General features: G+C 49.0%; 15 protein-coding genes. All 15 read right to left on the bottom strand.

The window, feature by feature from the left end; translation table 11 throughout:
• Positions 1–290: 290 nt before the first annotated feature.
• Positions 291–1574 (bottom strand): TRAP transporter large permease, encoded by a 1284-nt coding sequence (locus VF724_RS20090; RefSeq protein WP_371756016.1) that lies wholly within the window; start codon positions 1572–1574, stop codon positions 291–293.
• A gap of 19 nt (positions 1575–1593) precedes the next feature.
• Positions 1594–2088 carry a TRAP transporter small permease gene (locus tag VF724_RS20085; RefSeq protein ID WP_371756015.1) on the bottom strand — a complete coding sequence of 165 codons (495 nt, stop codon included), beginning with the start codon at positions 2086–2088 and terminating at the stop codon, positions 1594–1596.
• A 91-nt stretch (positions 2089–2179) separates the two neighbouring features.
• Entirely contained in the window at positions 2180–3268 is a 1089-nt protein-coding gene (locus VF724_RS20080) for a TRAP transporter substrate-binding protein (protein ID WP_371756014.1), read from the bottom strand.
• A 136-nt stretch (positions 3269–3404) separates the two neighbouring features.
• Positions 3405–4580: a UxaA family hydrolase gene (locus tag VF724_RS20075; protein ID WP_371756013.1), complete on the bottom strand. Its 1176-nt coding sequence runs from the start codon at positions 4578–4580 to the stop codon at positions 3405–3407.
• On the bottom strand, positions 4564–4875 hold the full coding sequence (locus VF724_RS20070) for a UxaA family hydrolase (protein WP_371756012.1): 312 nt from the start codon (positions 4873–4875) through the stop codon (positions 4564–4566). Before VF724_RS20070 ends, VF724_RS20075 begins: the two co-directional genes overlap by 17 nt.
• 41 nt (positions 4876–4916) lie before the next feature.
• Positions 4917–6383, bottom strand: a complete 1467-nt coding sequence (gucD, locus tag VF724_RS20065; RefSeq protein ID WP_371756011.1) for an alpha-ketoglutaric semialdehyde dehydrogenase GucD — start codon at positions 6381–6383, stop codon at positions 4917–4919.
• A gap of 24 nt (positions 6384–6407) precedes the next feature.
• Positions 6408–7298, bottom strand: a complete 891-nt coding sequence (locus VF724_RS20060) for a fumarylacetoacetate hydrolase family protein (RefSeq protein ID WP_371756010.1) — start codon at positions 7296–7298, stop codon at positions 6408–6410.
• A gap of 28 nt (positions 7299–7326) precedes the next feature.
• Positions 7327–8097 carry an IclR family transcriptional regulator gene (locus VF724_RS20055; RefSeq protein ID WP_371756009.1) on the bottom strand — a complete coding sequence of 257 codons (771 nt, stop codon included), beginning with the start codon at positions 8095–8097 and terminating at the stop codon, positions 7327–7329.
• A gap of 179 nt (positions 8098–8276) precedes the next feature.
• Complete coding sequence (locus tag VF724_RS20050) at positions 8277–10649, bottom strand: transglutaminase TgpA family protein (protein ID WP_371756008.1); 2373 nt, start codon at positions 10647–10649, stop codon at positions 8277–8279.
• Positions 10633–11847 (bottom strand): DUF58 domain-containing protein, encoded by a 1215-nt coding sequence (locus VF724_RS20045; RefSeq protein ID WP_371756007.1) that lies wholly within the window; start codon positions 11845–11847, stop codon positions 10633–10635. Before VF724_RS20045 ends, VF724_RS20050 begins: the two co-directional genes overlap by 17 nt.
• A gap of 26 nt (positions 11848–11873) precedes the next feature.
• On the bottom strand, positions 11874–12917 hold the full coding sequence (locus VF724_RS20040; RefSeq protein WP_371756006.1) for an AAA family ATPase: 1044 nt from the start codon (positions 12915–12917) through the stop codon (positions 11874–11876).
• 434 nt (positions 12918–13351) lie between these two features.
• Positions 13352–13720: a response regulator gene (locus VF724_RS20035; protein WP_503473105.1), complete on the bottom strand. Its 369-nt coding sequence runs from the start codon at positions 13718–13720 to the stop codon at positions 13352–13354.
• A gap of 47 nt (positions 13721–13767) precedes the next feature.
• Positions 13768–13965, bottom strand: a complete 198-nt coding sequence (locus VF724_RS20030) for a hypothetical protein (protein WP_371756004.1) — start codon at positions 13963–13965, stop codon at positions 13768–13770.
• A gap of 28 nt (positions 13966–13993) precedes the next feature.
• Positions 13994–15280 (bottom strand): hypothetical protein, encoded by a 1287-nt coding sequence (locus tag VF724_RS20025; RefSeq protein WP_371756003.1) that lies wholly within the window; start codon positions 15278–15280, stop codon positions 13994–13996.
• 22 nt (positions 15281–15302) lie between these two features.
• Positions 15303–15821 carry a hypothetical protein gene (locus VF724_RS20020; protein ID WP_371756002.1) on the bottom strand — a complete coding sequence of 173 codons (519 nt, stop codon included), beginning with the start codon at positions 15819–15821 and terminating at the stop codon, positions 15303–15305.
• Positions 15822–16062 lie beyond the last annotated feature (241 nt).

The raw sequence follows: 16062 nt of genomic DNA, 5'->3' as shown, positions 1-16062 counted from the left end.
CGTTTTCAATACACGCTGTTTGTTTGGTTTGTCCGAACCACCCAGTGTCGATGTTTGTTGAATGATGGGTAACCCTATTCTTTAAATGACAGAGTAGTAGTAGTTACCATGAGAAAAATTCAAGACAACTTGAATTTCAACAGAGGTGTGAATACCATCCCTTAAATCATTTGTTTGAATAAAAATTCATAAAAACCGCCTTGGCTGCGGTTCCCAGCGACTTTGTAAATGCGTGGACCCTGGACAATTAATTGCAATTGGTTCGTAACCCATTGATGCAAATACCATACTTAATATCCAAACCAATGCACCAGCGTCATCGAAATTTGCGGAACGAATGCTATGATCAGCAATGCAACGACCATGGCCAGCAAGAAAGGCAACAAGGCCTTGGCAATGACCTCTAAGTTGAGATTGGAGATCCCTGAGGCCACAAAGATATTTACGCCTAAAGGTGGGGTAAGCATGCCGATTTCGGCTCCGACTACCATAATGATTCCGAAATGAATCGGGTCGACGCCCAAGGAAGTAACAACCGGCAAAAATAATGGCGCAAAAATGATAATGATCGATAGAGTCTCCATAAAGGTTCCGACAAAAAGGATCAGCACGATGATCAGAGACAAAATGATATATTTGCTGCCGGAGATGGAAATAATCAAATCTCCGATCAGGTTCGGAATTTGATACATCGTAATTAACCGTCCAAAAGCGGTGGCCGTGCTTAAAATGACTAAAACCGCCCCTGTCATGATGGCAGAATTGATCAATATACGGGGAAGGTCCCTCCATTTTAATTCTTTATATACGAACAAACCGATAATCAAGCCATACACCACGGCAATAACTGCGGATTCTGTCGGAGTGAAGATTCCGCCATAAATACCGCCCAAGATAATAACCGGGGATAACAAGGCCCATTTTGCAGCCCAAATAGCTTTGAGGATTTTTTTCGGGCTGGTTTTTTCTCCGGACCCTGTATAGTTTCGTTTTTTGGCGATGAGATAGACCGTAATGGATAAAAGAATGACAATTAAAATTCCTGGCCCAAAGCCGGATAAAAACATGGCCCCAATCGATTGATCGGCTGTAATGCCATAAATAATCATCGGAATGGAAGGAGGTATGATAATACCCAGACCTCCGCCCGAAGCAGCAACAGCCGCAGCGAAATCTTTATGATAGCCTCTTTGGACCATGGAAGGGATCATGATGGACCCGATGGCCGCAACGGTGGCAGGGGATGAACCGGATATAGCCGCAAAAAAAGCGGATGCGATCACAGTGACTACAGCCAATCCTCCCGTTACCTGACCGATCATGCTTTGCGCCACATTTACAATCCGCCGCGACAGCCCGCCTGTCTCCATCAATGCGCCGGCAAGAATAAAAAAAGGCACAGCCATCGAGGGAAAGGAATCCAGAGAGGTAAATGCCTGTTGACCTAAAAAATCCAATGGAACTCCACCCACATACAATCCGATAATGGTAGCAGCCCCGATGGAAAAGGCGATGGGAACGCCTAAGAATAAAAATACGATCAGTGATAGACCCAAAGCTACAGCTGCCGTCATATTTTTCCTCCCCTTGTGTTTATCCGGAAGACGATTCCGGTCTGCTCTGGTTTCTAAACCGAAGAATGATTTTTTGCAAAACCCGCAACGAGATCAGCCCGAAGCCGATGGGGATAATTGCGTAGACAAACCCCATCGGCAAATTTAGCGATGGGGAGTTTTGCCCCGTCTCCAGATTCATTTTTGCGACCAGATAGCCTTGCTTGACCATCGTTAATGAGAACAGAAGCCAGATCAATTCAGCAAGAAATCCGAACCATTTGGACGCTTTCTGAGGAAGAAGCTTTTCTACGAGTTCAACGCGAATATGCCGATTTTTCTTGACGCCTAAACTTGCGGACAAATATACCAACCAAACAAATGAGTATCTTGCCAACTCTTCGGTCCAATCCAAAGAAGCGTTTAACAAAAAGCGGAATATAATTTGCAAAAAGATCAACAGCGTCATCAAGGAAAACAAAATGACACTGAGGTATTCTTCAAAATGCTCGTCAATTTTTCTCAACAGCCTCATGAAACCTCTCCTTTCTGCAAAATGCGGATAGAATAGCATAGTAGATGTTATTTCCAACATCTACTATGCCGCTATATTTTTTCTATAAATGTTATTTATTCTGGGCCTCAGCCTCTTTCACGGCCGCTTTCATTTTGTTGTAAATGTCCGTATTGATGAGTTTATCCTTCCCGTCTCCGATAAATTTCTCAACTGCCGGGGAGGATTTTTCGACAAGCTGTTGATGAACCTCCGGAGTGATATCCGTGAATTGCATCCCTTTAGCGATTAGATCCTGGCGATATTGATCGTTTCCGTCACGAATCAATTTGCGTTCGTAGTCGCGCGCTTCCTTGGCGGCATCGACGAATATTTTTTGTTCTTCCGGAGTAGAGGCATCCCAGAATTTCTTGCTCATTAGAAATACGAACGGGCTGTATACATGATTGGTCATTGATACATATTTTTGCACTTCATAGAATTTCGAGTTGTAAATCGTGACCAGCGGATTTTCTTGTCCGTCCACTGTTCCTTGCTGCAATGCAGTGAACAATTCGGTAAATGCCATCGGCGTAGGGTTGGATCCTAATGCCCTGAATACTTCCAGATGAATTTTGTTTTCCATTGTCCGGATCTTCAGACCTTTAAAATCATCGATATTGGCAACCGGATGCTTGCTGTTGGTTAAATTGCGGAATCCGTTTTCCCAATACGCCAAACCAACCAAATTGGCAGCCGGCAATTTATCCAGCAATTCCTGTCCGACAGGACCATCCAGAACTGCATCAGCGACCTTTGTATTTGCAAATAAAAATGGAATGTCATAGACCGCAAAATCCTTTACAAAATTAACCAACGGGGCTGTGGAAGGAATCGTAACCTCCAGCGTTCCCATTTGCAGATTTTCCGTCATCGTCCGGTCATCTCCCATTTGACCGCTTGGAAAAGTTTCCACCTTGATTGTCCCTTTTGTTTTTTCTTCTACAAGCTCTTTCCATTTCAGAAGCGCTTTGTATTCCGGGTGCGTTTCAGTTAATCCGATACCCGCACGAATGGTTCTAACTTTCGCTTCTTTTGGTTCTTGAGCATTTGAGGCGCTGCCGGCATCTGTATTTTTCTTTTCGGAAGAAGAACATCCTGCGAGTGATAGAAGGGCCAAACTAAAGATCATTATGACTGTCAAGAATTTTTTCATAAACATAAGACAAATCCCCCTCATAATTTTTGGAATGCGCTTTCATTTGTTTTCTAATACATCCTACTCGACAGTTATAAATTCAAGTATATCCCCCCTTATCCCGAATGATTATAGAGCCCTAATTGCATGACCAAATCAGCTAAAACGTTGGACCAATTCTCCAAATGCCGAAATCGTGCTGCTTTAAAATTTCCGCCTTGGTCAGTTTGCCGTTGCACACTTCAATGATTTCATCAAAGATCCGTTCGCCGACTTGTTCGATTGTTTCCGTTCCGTCTATGATCGTGCCCGCATTGAGATCGATGTTGTCGTTCATGCTTTCGAAAACGGTCGAATTGGTGGCAATCTTGATCGTCGGTGCGATCGGCGATCCTGTCGGCGTTCCGCGCCCGGTAGTGAACAAAGCCAGCTGCGAACCGCCTGCGACCATGCCGGTCAATTGCTCGATGTCATGGCCGGGCGTATCCATCCAAACGAGACCCTTCCGGGTCGGTTTTTGGGCATAATCGATCAATTCCTGCAGCGGACGGGTTCCCGCCTTGGCCGCGGCTCCCAGCGATTTCTCTTCCAAGGAGCTGAGTCCGCCCCTGATATTGCCGGGGCTCGGATTTCCCGTTCGAATGTCCACACCCATCTGGATCGCCCGATTTTCCATCGCATGGATGACCTCATATACGCGCTTTGCGACTTTATCATCGACCGCTCGTTCCGCCAGAAGATGCTCGGCTCCGATCAATTCCGTCGTTTCCGCAAGAATCGATGTTCCGCCCAGGTCCGCTATCCTGTCGCTGACAACCCCTACGGCAGGGTTCGCCGACAAGCCGGAACACGCGTCGGATCCCCCGCACTCCGTACCCACGATCAGCTCGCTGAAATCACAGAGCTCGCGCCTTTGCATGGATGCTTCCTGAACCATTTTGACGGCGATTTTCGCGCCCTGAGCCGTCGCCATCAGGGTGCCGCCGTAATCTTGAATCGCCACAACCTCGACAGGCTTGCCTGTTTTGGCGATCTCGTGCGCGATCATTTTAGCCTGATGCGTCTCGCATCCCAGCCCCAAAACAACAACCCCATAAACGTTGGGATTGGCTCCCATGCCGATATACGTCCGCATGGTTTGCTCGAAATCGACACCGACCTGGGCACACCCGTGCTGGTGAATAAAGCTTACCGTGCCGTGAACCAATTCCGTAATTTGCCTAGCCGCCTGAGTCGCGCAGACGATCGTCGGCAAAATAAGCACATGATTGCGGATTCCCACAGTGCCGTTGGGTCTTCTATATCCCCAAAACGTTCTTTTATCCGTTTGCGCCAATTTTATCGCCTCTCCCTCTTTTGCCCTCCAAATTATGGATGTGGACATGCTCTCCGACTTCAATTGCACGCGTTGCCATGCCTATGACTTCGCCATATTTCAAAATATCCTCACCCTCGGCAATCGGAACCACGGCGAACTTATGGCCGAATTCGATGGAATCCTTCAATTGCACTGTGAGCGTTGTCTCTGCATTGCGAACATTCACGGTCGTACCTGCGGACAGCGGTTCGAGAGCGACGGCCACCTTATCGTGCGGCTTCATCATGACGATTTTATGTTGTTTCTCAGCCAAGAATCATCATCCCCATTTGACAGATTGATTGCTGAAAATCATTACGGCTTGACGAAAACGGTTTTGATCGAGGTATAAAATTCAATTGCGGCCTGTCCCTGTTCCCGTGAATGGGAGCTGGACTGTTTCATTCCGCCGAACGGCGCCTGTAGCTCGACCCCTGCGGATTCCGCGTTGATCCGCACCAAGCCCGCCTCCATGTCCTGGATGAATTCCAACATGACACCGATATTTTTGGTGAAAATCGAGGCACTCAGGCCGAACTCCGAGTCATTCGCCATCCGGATTCCTTCTTCCACTTCGTCGAATTTCATCATGGCTACGACCGGGCCGAAAATTTCTTCCCGTACGATCGCCATGTTCGGCGAGACCCGCTCGAAGACCGTCGGCTCCACAAAATATCCCTTGTCATATTCGCCGCCGCTCAACCGGCCGCCGCCGAAAATCGGCTTGGCACCCTCCTCCTTCCCTTTTTCAATATAGGATAAAACGGTTTTCATCTGACTTTCGCTTGCGCATGGCCCCATCCAAGTGTCGGCTTGCATGCCGTCGCCGATTTTGATTTCCTTCAGCTTGGAAATTAATTTGTCTTTGAATTGTTCGTATATGCCGCTTTGCACAATCACCCTGCTGGTCGCCGTGCATTTCTGACCGGTGGAACGGAACGCGCCGCTGATCGTGGCGTCCGCCGCTTGATCAAGATCGGCGTCGTTCAATACGATAACGGGATTTTTTCCGCCCATCTCCAGCTGATATTTGGCTCCGCGGGCAAGCGCACCTTGGGCGATTCTTTTGCCGGTATAGTCGGATCCGGTGAACGTGATCCCCGCAATATCGGGATGATCGATGATTCCTTGGCCGATGACCGATCCGGGTCCGAGAATGAAATTGACGACACCGGCGGGAAATCCGGCTTCGGCGAAGCACTCGATAATCTTGGTAGCGGTTACTCCGGCCTCATGCGCAGGCTTGAAGACGACGGTATTTCCATAAATCAAAGCCGGGGCCATTTTCCAAATCGGAATAGCCACGGGGAAGTTCCAAGGGGTAATTACACCGACAACGCCCAAAGGCACTCTTGTAGTGAACATCAAGCCCTGGCTGTCGGAGGCCGGAATGACATCCCCGACCTTGCGGCTGCCTTCTCCCGCATAGTAGCGCAGAAGGGCAACACCGCGCGCGGTTTCTCCTTTGGCTTCAGGGAACGTTTTGCCCATTTCCTTCGTCATGGTTTGCGCAATTTCGCCCAGGCGGCTTTCCATAATGTTCGCCGCTTTGTACAAGAGCTCTCCTCTGGCCGGTCCTGACAGCTTGCGCCAGGCTTTTTGGGCCGCTTTCGCCGCAGCCACGGCCCGGTCCAAATCTTCTCCGGTCGAGGATTGAACAACTCCCACAACTTCTTCGACATTCGCGGGATTCACATTCGACTTGGTTTGCCCTGATGAAGACGCCGTCCATTCCCCGTTAATGTAATTGAGATATACACGCTCTTTCGCTTCCACTGTCATCTGAATCATCCTCCTGAACTATGATTAATTCTTATGATTTTGAGATCTTATCGGATTGACCAGCAAACCGATTCCCGATATGGAAATCTCAACCCGGTCGCCGTCCTCCAGCGTGAATTCGTTTGGCGGGACGATGCATGTTCCCGTGAGCAGCACCGTGCCTTCGAAAATTTCATTATCCCGGATCAAGTAGGAAACCAACTCGTCTAGTTTCCTTTTCAGCTGTCCCGTAGTTGCGCTTCCGTCGACAACTTTGACATCGTTGCGGTAAATTTCACAGCGGATTTCAAATTTATACGGATCCTCCACGGCATCCGCCAATAGAATCACCGGCCCGATCGAGCAGGAACGCTTCCATACTTTGGCTTGCGGCAAATACAGCGGATTTTCTCCCTCGATATCCCGGCTGCTCATGTCATTGCCAATCGTATATCCCAGAATCCTCCCCCTGCCGTCGATCACCAAACCGAGTTCCGGCTCGGGAATTTGCCATGCCGAATCGCTGCGAAGATACAAGTCCTCATTCGGACCGACGGTACGGGCCGCTGTAGACTTGATGAACAATTCCGGACGTTCGGCATCATATACTTTGTCATAAAAAGTGGCGGTGTTCATCCTGCCGTTGGTGGATTCATAATTTCTCGCCACCCTGCTGCGTTCATATGTAACGCCCGCCGCCCAGACCTCGGGTGCGGTAATCGGCACCGCCAAACTCAAGGATTCCGCCGGATTGCCGAGCTCCTCAAGTTCATTCATATGCTTCTCAATCCATTGCTTTGCGGATAACCCCTCTGCATCAGCTTCATGCACAAGCTGCATAAAATCGTTCTGCGGAAGGTTCAGAACCCGGTTCTTTTCCGTTAGCGCAGCCAGTACAGGTTCATTCCGATCATTGTAATAGCGTAAAACTTTCATTCTCCTGCCTCCCTGAAGTTCATCATAATCAACGAGAAACGGGAACCTCGCAGCCCATCAGCCGGGAAATTTCCGCTCCGGCGCTTTGGAGCATTCCGATGAATCGATCCGTTTCTTCCTTTACTGCACCGGCAGCCAGCATCGATATACTGATGGCGGCAACAACTTGGCCGGAATGGTCTCTAATCGGCACCGCATAGCACTGGACTCCCGGTTCGTTCTCCTGACAGTCCGTGGAATATCCATTGTCGCGAACCTTCTTGAGCTCTTCGCGGAATTGAAATTCATTGGTAATTGTGCTTGGTGTATGAATTTTATACTCGTAGCCTTCCAGCATACGGTTTAATTCCGCCGGGTTCTTAAAAGCCACCAGCGCCTTGCCGACTGCGCTGCTGTGAACAGGCACTCTCTTGCCGATCCGGGAATATCGGATGACCGCGTTCACGCCCTCCACTTTATCGATATAGACGCCTTCCTTACCGTCCAGTATGACCAGATGGACAGTCAAACCGGTTTGTTCGGATAACGCTTCCAAAAAGCGCCGGGAAAGCGTTCGAATATCCAAGCTCTGCGTCACGAAGCTGGCTCGCTCCATAAGCTTCAAACCCAGCCTATATTTTCCCGTTTCAGGATCCTGGTCGATATATCGGTGTTCTTGAAGCGTTTTCAACAAAGAATGGACGGTGCTTTTATGCAGCCCCATTCGTGCGCTGATTTCCGTAATCTTCAGTTCCTTATTCATTTCATCAAATAAATCGATAATCTTCAAAGCTCTGTCCAATGACTGAATGATCGGCATGGCATCCCCTCAGTTGTTTGATATTATAAAACCGAGTTTAATAATATAGATATACTTATACTATAAGATGAACAAGGGATAATTTCAATGCTTATTTCCATAAAAAAAGGGCCGTCCCATATGGGTACAGCCTTGCACAGCACCTTAGACTGTTCCTTCAAAAATATCCTCCGCGCATTTTATTTGCCGATCTCCTGCCAAAGCTTGCGTATGACTTGTTCCGAAAACTCCCCGCGCTCCGGCCTCCCGTATCTTGCCTGCTCATACAGCCGAACAAACTCCGCCAGCGGTTCAAGCTTGCTCCCATCGGAAAGCTTCAGTGAAACGACATACTCGCGAAGGGTTTGGTTCCTGCCCAAAGCTCCGAACTTGGCAAAAATCTTTCTCCAAAAACGCTCCATCACCCGCAGCGAATATTCCTGAAAGGCAGCCTGCCTGAAAGGGGCGGGTCGTTTTCGACGCACAAATCGCAACGCCCAAATCGGGAGACCGAACAGGAAAACTCCCAAACCGATCCAATATATGGCGGGTGACGGCATCTTCTCCGTCCACACCCCCCCGATCCGCTGCTTCACCGTTCCAAGCATATCCGGCCATGTGCTCTTTAATGCCGGATCCTGCTTCATTCCCGCTGGGAACATCCGTTCCATGAGCTTAGCCGCGGCAGAATTCACATCCTTTAAACTTGCAGAACCCTGCACAGTATGCAGGACCGTACCCCCAGGCTGATCCGCTGACGCAGGCGCCGGCATGCCCGCTTCAACAGGGAGGCCGCTGCCGCCCTCAAAGCCGGAGAATCCGGGAGTCGGATCGAAGGGCACCCACCCGGATTGCGGAAAATAGACCTCCACCCAGGAGTGGGCATGCAGATTCAGCACCTTGACAGTAATCTCGCCTGATGAATCCGTATTAATCTCTTCACCCGGCGCAAACCCCTTCACCCATCTTGCCGGAATGTGCACTGCCCGCAGCATCACCGCCATGGCGGTCGAAAAATAATCGCAGTAGCCTTGTTTCTCCACAAACAAGAAATGATCCACGAAATCCTCGTTCTCTGCGGGATAGCCCGAGGTCCGCAAATTGTAGGAATAATGGCTTCTCAGGTACTGTTCGATCGCCTTGGCCCGGTCATAGTTATTGTCTAATCCGGCGGTGATTTGTTTCGCCAATCGGACGACCCGCTCCGGGAGCTTTTCGGGAAGCTGGAGATCGTTGATCTCGATATTCCGCGGATATGCCCCCGCGTCCTTTTTCAGCACCTCCGGGTCGCTCTGCGGCAAACTCACTTTCATTTTATAGTAGGACAAAGCTTGACCGGGGGAACCGAGGCTGTATTTCCCTTCTACCCGATCGATCCAGACTTTGCCCGCTGTAACAGGGGCCCCTCGATCGGAAAGCACTGCCTGAAGACTGTCAATCGAGCCGCCGGAGAAAAACAAATTTCCTAGGCTTTTATCGTTCAGCACGATTTCCTGATTGATCGTTTTCTCCTGCTGTCCGTTGTTCGCTGAGATCTCCCCGCCGCCCCCGAGAATGGAAGGAAACGGGGAATACATATCTCCCTGATACAAATCGTTCCTGATTTCACTCCAGCCTCGGCCGTCATATATGTTTTTGGCTTCTCCCCTCCAATAGGTAAGTCGGTCCGTTTTGGCGATAAAAGCCACGCCTTGATCCTGCACCAGACTGCCGCCAAGCCTGGAGTCATCGTTTCCGTAGCCGGTTCTGGCCGGGGCCGATCCGAAAGAGTCGGCTCCAAGCGATGCCAGCTTGCTGCCAACCGCAGTAAACCGATCCAGCCAAGGAATGGAGACTGTCCATTGAAACGGAGCCGGCATCCCTGCATGCGGATCGGCCAATGCCATTCCGAGGGACAGTGCCGCCGATACAACGAACAAACTCCCCGGTATCCACAAAATCGGCCAGTTCCGGTTAATCCGCGCAATCGAAAACTTTCTTTTCACCCTGTTAATATTCAACAGCGATAAATAAATCAATCCGACCGCCAGCGTCTGTACTATTTCCCAACCTGTATCTATTCCAGGCCAAAATTGCAGCGCCAGCAAATAAACAACGGTTAGCAGAACCAGCCCCAATACCCGTTGATTGAGCTCGATCAGGGAATGCAGCACGGAGACAATCAAAGCGAGACCGATCATAAACATAAGCGTCCGGTTCTCCGCGCTTAAATCCACAAGGTCGCCTTGAAGCAGATGGCGGACATCCCGGACCAATACCTCAAAATACAAATTCAGCGACTGCCCGCTCCATGCTTGATAGCCGAACAAATAACCGACAAGCGCCAGGCTGGCGGCGGTTTTCAAAGTCCATCCCGCCGCGGGATGGATGGCCAAAGCATCCACAAACAAATAAAAGCCGATCGAGATGAGAATGGGCCGGATGTCATACAGGCCGGTGATTTCCGGTATTTCGTCCAGCGGCCTGAGCCATTGCGCAATCAGCAGAAACAGACCTGCGGAAATCACAATCGACCAAGCCCGGGAAACCGGTGAAGGCATTCCGCCTTTTCGGCTCTCATGAAACTCCAGCAATTTTTTCGCCTCCTTCCGGCGATTGGAATGATTCGGAAGAATCCGCCGCGATGCACGAAAAGCCGAATCCGGACGCGCGCAGCGCTTGCGAGTACTGCCGGTCACGCAAAGAGACTGTCGGCGATCCGAACACATAGACGATATGCCATCTTCCGCGCATGGTTCGCCGCTGCTCCAGCAGCTTTCCCAACCCCTCATCCAGAACAGGCGTGATATAAACGCCGGACACACCGGAACCGGAAGGATATTTGCTTTCTTCTTCCATCAGCACTTGAAGGGTCGAGAACTCCCCATCGGCCTTGACCGCCGCCAATCGGTCAAAATGTACCGAGGCGTCAAACAGCCGGGAAGCCGGAACGCTCCTACAGCCTTTATCGCTTAGCACCAGCCCAACCTTCATGCTTTCGTCAATTCCCGATCTTACAATGCCTGCAGCCGCACGGACCGCTGTTTCGAACATTGCCCTCCCGCGGTTTCCTTCATAGCATTTGCGCTCGGCGTTCAGCACGACAAGCAGACGTTCGCTGATTCCGGGAGCGGTTTCCTTTGTCTTTAACCCCAGTGAGCGGGATGAGACCTTCCAATCGATGCGGCTGATCCGGTCCCCATAGACATAATCCCGGATGCCGGAAATTTGCACAGAGCCTTCCGGCAGCCGCACCATAGTTGAGGCGGCGCCTTCATAGCGGCCCGCAGGATCTGTCAGGGAACGCGTCAGGTCAAGCGGACGGGGATATACCGTCAATTCCTGCGGCATAGGAATCCGCACCCTTTTCTGCACAAAGCCGAACAAATCGCCCGCATACACTTCCACGGACGAAAAACGATACTTGCCTCTGGGTATGGAAGGGATGGCATATTGATAAATGACGGCTGTTCCCAGTCCGGGCATGAACATTCGGCGGTGATTTACGGGAACCGGTTTCCCGTCCTGCAGGATTTGATCCTGCACGATCAGCCAGGCAAACGGAAACCGATAACGAAAGGTCACGGTCAAGCTGACCTTTACATCTTCACCGGCCATAAACCCGCTTCCCGCCAACTGTCTTCGCGCCTCAATCCGCTGCAGGAAAAACAGCTGCACACCGATGGCGTAAAGCACAATTACCGAAGTGGAATAGAACAAAAACCAAGGCGAAAAGCCTCCGCTCAGCAGCGCTGAGAATAATGCTCCCGCCCACACGAACAATAACGACACAAACGCAAATTTCCCTCGCATGCCGATCACCAGAACACTTTTTTACGGACCGCCGCACCCTCCGACGCGGCTGCTGCGTCTTCACGGATAACGGTTTGTCCGATTTGCGGAACGGAAATATTTTCCGATAGGAACTGCAGGATCTCACCGACGGATTTCCCCGCCAATCGCGCATCCGGCTTCAGCACCAGACGATGGGCCAACACGGGCTCCAGCATCATTTTGATATCATCGGGGATGACATACGTTCTGCCGAGCACCCAAGCTTGGGCCTGGGATGCCCGCATCAATGCGAAAGAAGCTCTCGGACTGGCGCCAAGCAGGATATCCGGATCCTCCCGGGTTGCTTGTGCCAGGCTGACAATGTACTGCTTTAAGCTATCGTCCACGTGCACATCACGAACCTCGTTCTGCAGCAGAATCAATTCTTCGCTGACAATAACCGGCTTGATGCTGCCGATGGGATGCTTGCCATGCAGATTGCCCAGCATCGCCGCTTCCTGCCGTTTGTCGGGATATCCCATATGGAGCCTCATAAAAAACCTGTCCATCTGCGCTTCGGGAAGCGGCATCGTCCCTTCAAAATCCAACGGGTTCTGCGTAGCCAACAGAATAAAGGGCTCCGGAAGCGGATATGTCCGCCCGTCCACCGTAACGCTCCGTTCTTCCATCGCTTCCAACAGCGCCGCTTGCGTGCGGGGTGAAGTTCGATTGATCTCATCGGCCAGCACAAGATTCGTCATGATCGGACCGGGCCGGAATTCGAACTCGGTCGACTTTTGATTGAAGACGGTGACTCCGGTCACATCCCCGGGCATAAGATCCGGCGTGAACTGGATTCTTTTGAATGAACATCCCACGATTCCGGCCAAAGTCTTGGCAAGAAGGGTTTTTCCCACTCCGGGAACATCCTCCAATAGAATATGCCCCCCGCACAATATGGCGATGAACGCCTTTTCTATCACTTCCCGCTTGCCTACCACTACTTTTTCCGCCTGATGAATAAATTGCTCAATCAAATCTCGCGGACGTTCGAACAAATAGGAATATGCCTGATTCGACTGTGTCATCGGCTTTGCCCCCTTGTTTTACCGCATTAGACCGCACTGCGGAACAACGGAACAACTAACCGCACGCGGCAACACTCTATTTTTCTATCTGTCTTTCATCTTTTCCAACGGATGCTGGTTTTAGACATGAAAATATCTGCAACGTAAAAATACAAAAACCCAAATGCGACGCATTTGAGCATGGTAACAATGCTATGACAGTTATTTGATATGAGCTGGATTTTAATCAATTGCCAATGATGCACGCAGCATCAGAGCTAATAATTCTCTGGAGGATTTCGTCTTAAAACACACGCCAGTTCTTTATTGTTATATCCATACAATGAAATAGCCGTAAATATTTCTTTTTCACGACCGGTTAAGTTGATTTTCCTTTCAACACTTGATTCGTATCGTTTCTTTATAGAAGTCATATTGTTCCATCAATTTCCGTGTCACTTGCAAACCGTCTGCGACGCTTTAGCTACAGCATTTAATAATTTAACCTCGTCCACAGGTTTGATTATAAAATCAAAAGCTCCGGACAAAACAGCTGCTTTTACCATTGCTTTCTCACCGATCGACGATACTATCAGGATCTTCGCTTGGGGATCCATTGCTCGTATGGCTTTTGTTGCCGCTATTCCATCTTTAAACGGCATCATAATATCCATCGTTACCAGATCCGGTTTCAATCTGATATATTTATTAACCGCATCGTTGCCGTCCACCGCTTCGCCCACTACTTCATGTCCCGCCGACTCTAATATTTTGCGAAGCATCAACCGCATAAAAGCGACGTCTTCCACTATAAATACTCTCATTTCCGCTTCTTCACATCCTTCCAAACGCACTTGAACATCAATGGCGATTATACCGTCCATTGAGATCCTTCCAGATATTTGCTTGTCTGTTTTTCAGCGACTTTTTTAAGATGATTGAACTCCATGAGCTTATCTCTTAATTGTTCGTTTGCTTTTATCATTCCATCTATTTGTTGAAGTTTGGATTCAATCAGCGTCGTTACATCCAGCGGATCATAACCTCTTAACGAACGGCGAAATTTCATAACTAAGCCCCCCCCCCGAAAAAACCAACTAACTTTCTTCCAACCATTGTTTTAAAAGCCGCTTTAATTGTTTAAGCTGCATTTCTTCCGGAGTGTCTTTCTTTCTTTCAAGCCGAACATTCAATGTTTCATGAGTCGGATCGATATGCATGTTCAGTTTTTCCTTCAAGAGTCGATGCTCTTCGATTAGCTCATGCAGACCGTCGTCCAATTCGTGCAAGTAGCCGTCCACCTGTCCGCAATGATATCCCCACCAAACCATACGAGGTTTTTTCATGTATTTCTTTCGGTTTCTTGATATGGGAACAGACACATCAATTTCTGCTCCTCGCACAGGCGCGCCGGGCTGCAAATGAGAACTGATAGAAGAAGGAAAAAACCGTCGTTTCGATCGGCCCGGTCTTGGTCTCCTTGATCCAATCAAGCGCAGGCGCAGCCACAATACCAGCATCACTCCGATGCCCGAAAGAATCCAATGCCATGGGATGATGTAAACTTTTTGTTGAAAGTGCTCACTTGACTTTGAATCGTAATAATCAAGTTTGAAATTCAGATCATAAATACCGAATGAACTGGGACTTGTCCATGCTCCTTGAACGCTGTTAGTCGCATTGGGATAAACCGTAAATTCTTTCAATGGAATATTATTGACAGAGCCGCCCAAAGAAGTAACTGTAAGCGAAGGCTTTACTTTTAATAACACATTCCCCTGATTTTCTACTTGAAAGGAATAAGGAATTTTTCGCTTGGACCATTCGGCGATCTGATAATTAACAACACTCGCTTTATAAATCAGTTCCCCGCCGACAGTGTTTATGACAGTAGCGCCGATACGCGCTCCTCCGTTAACCTTCTTTTTATTGACTTGAACGGTTTCAAAAAAGATAACCGCCCAATGAGCTCCCGGGGAGGCATCAGGGGGAGTTGTCACCGTATAAGTAAGGTTTATATACCCTTGAGGGGCTAATACCGCTTCAGAATCGGAAAGTCGAAACCAAGCAGCGCTGGCAAACGGTTTATCTGGATCAGGGTCCGAATAATGTACTTCGCCATCGTCAACGGAATAATCCTGAACATATATTCGAAGGTTAACCGATGTATTTCCAATGTTTTTTACCGTGACTTGACCGCTGCTAACGGAGTTCGGCTTCGTTTTCAATTCAACTTTGGGAGAACTGGTGATTTCAAGTGAAGAAACGGATTCGGTAGAGCTATTGAACTGAAGATCATCCTTCGTCTCCGGATGATCTTCAGCTGATGTTCGGAAGCTGTATAGCGGTAAAAGTAAAATCATAATAACAACTATTTTTCTCATTCTATACCTTAATTGAGTGCTATTAAATCTGTACGGCTGTGTAAGTAATATTAGTTGTATAGTCTCCCACCGGATCAGTTGCAAGAGGAGCGAACTGATAGTCATACGAATAATCTGTCCCCGAACCCGTTGTTTTCAATGCCCCTGAAGCTAATGTCGCCTCTGTCAATGTAAATGGCGTCCAAGTATTAGCCCCTGAGACCGACCATGCTAATCGCCCGATAGGCAACGTATTGGTGGGTGTTACCGTATCCACCAGGTCTCCGCTCGCACTGACAGTCAGATTATAATTGGCGTTGGTACTCTTTACATTCACTACAATGGCAGTAGCGGTTGTTGTCGACAGACCCGGATCCGCCGCCAATGCTGCAGTGGTTGTACTCACCGTCACTGAAAATTGACCTTTGACTGTTCCGGTAACGCCAACACCACCAGACGCCGCCTCCGCTGGATCGTCAGATAAGATAAATCCTCCCAAAATCAATAGAACCGCTGAGCCTAAAGTGCAACATTCAATGGCAAGCCTCTTCATTTTTTTCATAGATAGGATCCTCCTTTTCTGATTTGGAACTTTCTAATTACCAGCACACCAGTACTCAATTCCTTGCTAATCAATGAATCTTTAGCACTGATTTAATTAATGCGGTAAAATAGAGTTCGCACAATTTCAGTTGTTCGAAACATTTAAGGAGCTATTCCTGTAATGAATTAAAATGCGGTTTGCAAAACAAAAAGCGCCTCCTGTATGCTGGGTCATGGAATGCTGTACATTCACTGCCCTA

Origin of the sequence: Ferviditalea candida (genome assembly GCF_035282765.1) — a bacterium.
GTDB lineage: Bacteria > Bacillota > Bacilli > Paenibacillales > KCTC-25726 > Ferviditalea > Ferviditalea candida.
This window is presented reverse-complemented; position numbering and strand designations above follow the sequence as displayed.

Bases quoted from the DNA above. Each gene is read 5' to 3' on its own strand.
- VF724_RS20055 (WP_371756009.1), bottom strand. From the start codon at position 8,097: ATGCCGATCATTCAGTCATTGGACAGAGCTTTGAAGATTATCGATTTA.
- VF724_RS20040 (WP_371756006.1), bottom strand. From the start codon at position 12,917: ATGACACAGTCGAATCAGGCATATTCCTATTTGTTCGAACGTCCGCGA.
- VF724_RS20090 (WP_371756016.1), bottom strand. From the start codon at position 1,574: ATGACGGCAGCTGTAGCTTTGGGTCTATCACTGATCGTATTTTTATTC.
- VF724_RS20085 (WP_371756015.1), bottom strand. From the start codon at position 2,088: ATGAGGCTGTTGAGAAAAATTGACGAGCATTTTGAAGAATACCTCAGT.
- VF724_RS20035 (WP_503473105.1), bottom strand. From the start codon at position 13,720: ATGAGAGTATTTATAGTGGAAGACGTCGCTTTTATGCGGTTGATGCTT.
- gucD (WP_371756011.1), bottom strand. From the start codon at position 6,383: ATGACAGTGGAAGCGAAAGAGCGTGTATATCTCAATTACATTAACGGG.
- VF724_RS20060 (WP_371756010.1), bottom strand. From the start codon at position 7,298: ATGAAAGTTTTACGCTATTACAATGATCGGAATGAACCTGTACTGGCT.
- VF724_RS20030 (WP_371756004.1), bottom strand. From the start codon at position 13,965: ATGAAATTTCGCCGTTCGTTAAGAGGTTATGATCCGCTGGATGTAACG.
- VF724_RS20020 (WP_371756002.1), bottom strand. From the start codon at position 15,821: ATGAAAAAAATGAAGAGGCTTGCCATTGAATGTTGCACTTTAGGCTCA.
- VF724_RS20025 (WP_371756003.1), bottom strand. From the start codon at position 15,280: ATGAGAAAAATAGTTGTTATTATGATTTTACTTTTACCGCTATACAGC.
- VF724_RS20080 (WP_371756014.1), bottom strand. From the start codon at position 3,268: ATGTTTATGAAAAAATTCTTGACAGTCATAATGATCTTTAGTTTGGCC.